Raw genomic sequence first — 5,591 nt, forward strand, 5'->3', positions numbered from 1 at the left:
CCGCAGCCGTGGTGGCCCACAGCGGGCGCACCACCACGCGCGCGGTGATGGCGGGCGGCACGTGGCGCGTGCGTGAAGGCGCACTGCTTGCACGCGACACGGCCGCCGCTGCACGCGCGGAGGATGCGACCGCGCGGGCGCGAGCGGCACTCGCGGAAGCGTAGAACCCGCACACGGGAGCGGGGCGCCACAAGGGCGCCCCGCGGGAGAACGATCGTGTGCGTGTGGCCGTTAGTTGGTGGGCACCACGAACGGAACGAACTTCTCGCCCTCGATCTTGTACACGGTGATCGCCTTGTTGGTGGTGTCACCGTTCGCGTCAAACGAGATCTTGCCGGTCACGCCATCAGTCGACGTCTTCGCCACGTTGGCGATGATGGCGTCGCGACCATCAGGCATGGTGATGGCGGCAGCGCCCTTCTCGGTCACGGCTGCGACGATGGCCTCGATGAGCACGTTGGCTGCGTCATACGAGTACGCATCGTAGGCACCGACCTCGACGCCGGGGAACGCGGCCTCGTAGGCGGCCTTGAACTCCTGGCCCTTGGGCAGGTTCTCCATCGGCAGACCGACCGAGGTGACCATGTCGCCCTGCGCGGCGTCGACACCGGCAAGCTTGATGTACTGCGCGTCGAACAGACCGTCGCCGCCCATCAGCGGGGCCTTCACGCCGGCCTCGAACAGCTGCTTGGAAAGAAGCGCGCCGGCGTTGTAGGTGCCGCCGTAGTACACGAGGTCGGCATTGACGCCCTTGATCTTGGTGACGAGCGCGTTGAAGTCCTTGTCCTGATCCGAGGTCTTCTCGGTCAGCACGACCTCGCCGCCGTTGGCCGCGAACTGCTTGGCGAACTCGCCGGCCAGACCCGAGCCATACGGGGTGCTGTCGTCGATGACGACGGCACGCTTGGCGCCGAACTCCTTGAAGGCAGCGTCGGCGCCGGTGGGACCCTGGACCGAGTCGATGGTACAGACACGGAAGATGTTGTTCAGGCCCTGCAGCGTGACGGCCGGATTGGTCGCCGCCGGGGAGACCATCGCGATCTTGGCCTGGTTGTAGACCTTGGATGCAGGGATGGTCACGCCCGAGTTGAGGTGACCGACGACCGCCACGACCGAGCGGTCAGACGCGAAGGTGTTGGCGACGGTGACGCCCGTCTTCGGGTCGCCCTGGTCGTCACCGGTGATGGTGGCGAGCTTGATGCCGGCGGCCTTCACGTCAGCGCGCTCGTTGGCCTGCTTAACGGCGAGCTCGACACCACGCTGGATGCCTTGTCCCTGAGCGACCGATCCGGCGGTCAGCGGAGCCCCGATACCGATCTTGACGACCTTCTCGGCCTCGGCACCGCCGGTGGCCCCGCCACCGCACCCGCCGAGCACCACGGTGGCGAGTGCCAGCGCTACCAGAGCGCCACCCGCTACTGTCTTGCGTACCCGCATGTCTCCTCCTGTCGTAGGACCGGCCACCCCCGAGACCCTCCAAGGACGACCGGCAGCGGACGTCGTTGTCCGCGCGTGTGAGCGGGCGAAGCGTACGACAGCCATGCGCGTGCATGAAGTGGCTTCTCGATTGCATAGAGTGCGACTTTCCTGCGATTCGCAAGGAGCCCCTGCAGGGCCGGTTTCGAATCGATGCCCACGAAAGAAGGGCACCCAGTGGGTGCCCTTCTCGGAATCACTTTGTCACGCGAATGCGCGGCGGGGTCTACCCCTCGCCGAGGTACGCCTTGCGGACTGCCTCGTTGGACGCGAGCTCGCGGCCCGTACCGGTCAGCGCGATCTCGCCGGTCTCGAGCACGTAGCCGCGGTCGGCAACGGCGAGCGCAAGGTTGGCGTTCTGCTCGACGAGCAGGATCGTGATGCCCTGCTGGTTGAGCTTCTGGATGATCTCGAAGATGGTCTCGACGACGACCGGCGCCAGACCCATCGACGGCTCGTCGAGCATGAGCAGCGTCGGCTTGCTCATGAGCGCGCGGCCCATCGCGAGCATCTGCTGCTCGCCACCCGACAGCGTGCCACCCTTCTGGGCGATGCGCTCCTTGAGGCGCGGGAACAACTCGAAGACGTGATCGAGGTCGGTCTTGATGCCGTCCTTGTCCTTGCGCAGGAACGCGCCCATCTCCAGATTCTCCATGACGGTCATGCGCGAGAAGATGCGACGACCTTCCGGCACCTGGATGATGCCTTTGCCCGTGATGATGTGGGGCTTGGTGCCACCGATCGACTCACCCTGAAACTCGATGGTGCCGCCCTTGGGCGCGAGCTGACCCGAGATGGTCTTCAGCGTCGTGGACTTGCCGGCGCCGTTGGCGCCGATGAGGGTGACGATCTCGCCGGCGTTGACCTCGATTGAGATGCCCTTGAGCGCCTCGATCTTGCCGTACGCCGCGTAGAGGTCAGTGACCTTGAGTACCGTGTTAGCCATTGGTCGAGTCCTCCTTGCCAGCCTCGGCTTCGGCCGCAGCTTTGCCGTCGGCAACCGCCTTGGCGTCAGCCGCATCCGCGGCGTCGTGGGCCTCGGCCATCATCGCTTCCGCTCCCTTGCCGAGATACGCCTCGATGACCTTAGGGTCACGCTGGATCTCGGCGGGCAGGCCCTCGGCGATCTTCTCGCCGAAGTCGAGCACGTAGATGCGATCCGCGAGGTCCATGACGACCTTCATGTCGTGCTCGATGAGCAGAATGGTGATGTTGAGGTCGCGAACCTTGCGTACAAGCGAGTTGAGCGCTTGGCTCTCCTGCGGGTTCATGCCGGCGGCCGGCTCGTCGAGAAGCAGTAGCTTAGGCTCGGTTGCCAGAGCCCGCGCGATCTCGAGCTTGCGCTGCTCACCGTAGGGCAGGTTCTTCGCGAGCTCGTTGGCCTTCTCGCCAAGCCCGACGAACTTGAGCCACTCGTACGCTACATCGAGTGTCTTCTTCTCTTCGACCTTGAACTTCGGAGTGCGGAACACCGCGCCGATCGGTCCGGCCTGAGAGCGGATGTGGCGCCCCACCATCACGTTTTCCAAAGCCGTCATGTTCTGGAACAGACGGATGTTCTGGAAGGTTCTCGAGATGCCCATACGGGTGATGATGTGTGTCTTCTTGCCGCCCACAGGGGTGCCATCGAAGGTCAGCGTGCCCTCGGTGGGGATGTAGATACCGGTGAGCATGTTGAAGAAGGTCGTCTTGCCGGCGCCATTGGGGCCGATGAGCGCGACGATCTCGCCGGTGTCGATGTGCATCGTCACGTCGCTGACGGCCTTGAGGCCCCCAAACTGCATCGTGACGTTCTGAGCGTCAACCAAGTGTGCCATCTTCGTACCTTTCCCGGCCCCGTTACTGGTCAGCACTGTCGCCGTGACGGCCGACGTCGTGCTGCATGTCGTAGAGCGTCTGGTTCTCCTCTTCGGCGATGTCCGCGTCAGCGGTAAGCTCCGCTGCACGGCGCTTCGACGGGATGATGCCCTGCGGGCGCCAGATCATCATGATGACCATGACCAGGCCGAAGACCAGGTTGCGGTAGTTCGAAATAGCGGTGACCTGCTCGCCCGACAGACCCGGGATGATGCCCGAGGCGGCGAAGCCGCGGATGAACTCAGGTGTGCCCTGGATCAGGATCGCACCGACGATGGCACCGGGAATCGAACCCATACCGCCGATGACGACGGTGCAGACCACGAAGACCGACTCCATGAACGTGAACGACTCGGGGCTGACGAACTGCTGGAAGTTCGCGAAGGTCAGGCCGGCGATACCGCCCCAGACCGCGCCCAGCGAGAACGCCCAGAGCTTCGCGCCGATGATGCTGATACCCATCGATGCTGCGGCGACCTCGTCCTCACGCATAGCGACCCACGAGCGGCCCAAGCGTGAGTTGTTGAGACGGTTGACCACAAAGATGGTCAGGCAGCACAGCAGCACGATCACGTAGTACCAGTACAGGTTGTTGGAGAACATGAAGTTGAAGCCGTTGGGCCCGATGCCCGGGATCGTGAAGTACGCGTTGTTGAGGAGCCAGTCGAGGCCCGCGGGGTTCGGGATGAACTCACCCGCGCGCGGCAGACCGGCAGCGCCGTTGGTAAGGCCAAACGCATCGTTGAGCAGGATGATGCGCACGATCTCACCGAAGCCGAGCGTAACGATCGCGAGATAGTCACCGCGCAAGCGCAGCACCGGCGTTCCCAGAGTGATGCCCGCGAGCGCCGCGAACGCGCCAGCGACGGGGATCATCAGGAAGAACGTCCATGGCTGCAGCGCCGGGGGCATGGACTTCATCGCGACAGAACCGATGATGACGCCCGAGTACGCACCGATCGCGTAAAACGCGATGTAGCCCAAGTCGAGCAGGCCCGCGTAGCCGACGACGATGTTGAGGCCGAGGGCGAGCATGACGTAGAGACCGACGAGGGCCATGATGCGCGTCATGAAGAGCATACCGAAGCCCTCGAAGAGGAGCGGTGAGACCACGAGCGTGATCGCCAGAAGCGCATAGAGCGCGATCTTCATCGGCGACATCTTGCCGCTTGATACCTTGGTTGAGACGTCCATCTTTCCGCCGCCCATGGCTTACACCTTCTCCACTACGGATTCGCCGAGCAGACCGCCCGGACGGAAGATCAGGACGAGGATCAGTACCAGGAACGCGATGACGTCCTTGTAGCCCGACGACAGGAACCCGGCCGCCAGGGACTCAACGATACCCAGTACAAAACCGCCGAGCATGGCGCCTCGGAGGTTTCCGATGCCGCCGATGACTGCGGCAGTGAACGCCTTCATGCCCGGGATGAATCCCATGTTGAAGACGATGGAGCCGTAATACATGCCGTAGAAGACTCCGGCGACCGCACCAAGCGCGGGCCCGATGAAGAAGGCCAGCATGATCGCCAGGTTGATGTCGATACCCATAAGACCGGCAGCTTCCCGGTCTTGAGACGTCGCGCGCATCGCCTTACCCATGCGGCTGCGGCCGACGTAGAGGTCGAGGCAGACCATCAGGATGATGGCCGTCGCGACGATGAACACCTTAAGCGTCGAGACCTGCACGCCCAGGAAGGTGAACGCTACCGAGATACCCATCGGATTGGGGAACGGTATCTGCTTCGAGTCGATCCAGAGCAGAACGGCGTTCTGGAGGAAGATCGAGACACCGACGGCTGAGATCAGCGGCGCGAGGCGCGGCGCGTGACGCAGCGGTCGGTATGCAAAGCGTTCGATGATGACGCCCATGAGCCCGACGACCGTCATGGACACTAAGAAGATGATCAGGAACAGACAGATCATCCCCACGGTGCCACCGGTGAAGAACGCTTGGGCGGGCACAAGGAACGAGAAGATCGGCGCTTTGGCGACGATGCCACTGATGACCCCGTCGTCGGTCAGAACCAGCAGCGTGCCGAGTCCGACATACGCGCCGACCATGAACAACTCCGAGTGAGCGAAGTTGATCATGAGGAGGATGCCGTAAACAAGTGTGTAGCCGAGTGCGATCAGTGCGTACATACCGCCAAGCGTGATGCCGTTGATCAGCTGCTCGACGATCGTTGTCAGAGTAACCACAGACGTTCCTGTCTCTCCGGGAACGAGTCGCCCGTGCCGTCACCGGACATGGAATC

General features: G+C 63.4%; 6 protein-coding genes. 1 reads left to right on the forward strand and 5 read right to left on the reverse strand.

Going from position 1 to position 5,591, the window contains the following annotated elements; genetic code table 11:
• Positions 1–164, forward strand: a 164-nt coding sequence (locus HGB10_11805) for a hypothetical protein (protein ID NTU72487.1), incomplete at its 5' end; no start/stop codon positions are given.
• A 67-nt stretch (positions 165–231) separates the two neighbouring features.
• Here HGB10_11805 and HGB10_11810 read toward each other — a convergent pair.
• From HGB10_11810 to HGB10_11830, 5 genes are all read right to left on the reverse strand, one after another.
• On the reverse strand, positions 232–1,437 hold the full coding sequence (locus HGB10_11810; protein NTU72488.1) for a branched-chain amino acid ABC transporter substrate-binding protein: 1,206 nt from the start codon (positions 1,435–1,437) through the stop codon (positions 232–234).
• A gap of 265 nt (positions 1,438–1,702) precedes the next feature.
• The gene (locus HGB10_11815; protein NTU72489.1) at positions 1,703–2,422 is read right to left on the reverse strand and encodes an ABC transporter ATP-binding protein; all 720 of its coding nucleotides are present in this window, start codon (positions 2,420–2,422) and stop codon (positions 1,703–1,705) included.
• Positions 2,415–3,293 carry an ABC transporter ATP-binding protein gene (locus HGB10_11820; protein NTU72490.1) on the reverse strand — a complete coding sequence of 293 codons (879 nt, stop codon included), beginning with the start codon at positions 3,291–3,293 and terminating at the stop codon, positions 2,415–2,417. Before HGB10_11820 ends, HGB10_11815 begins: the two co-directional genes overlap by 8 nt.
• A 22-nt stretch (positions 3,294–3,315) precedes the next feature.
• Positions 3,316–4,527, reverse strand: a complete 1,212-nt coding sequence (locus tag HGB10_11825) for an ABC transporter ATP-binding protein (GenBank protein NTU72491.1) — start codon at positions 4,525–4,527, stop codon at positions 3,316–3,318.
• An 18-nt stretch (positions 4,528–4,545) separates the two neighbouring features.
• Positions 4,546–5,526, reverse strand: coding sequence for a branched-chain amino acid ABC transporter permease (locus HGB10_11830; GenBank protein NTU72492.1), 981 nt, complete (start codon positions 5,524–5,526; stop codon positions 4,546–4,548).
• Positions 5,527–5,591 lie beyond the last annotated feature (65 nt).

It is taken from the genome of Coriobacteriia bacterium (genome assembly GCA_013334745.1).
Classification (GTDB): Bacteria; Actinomycetota; Coriobacteriia; order Anaerosomatales; family JAAXUF01; genus JAAXWY01.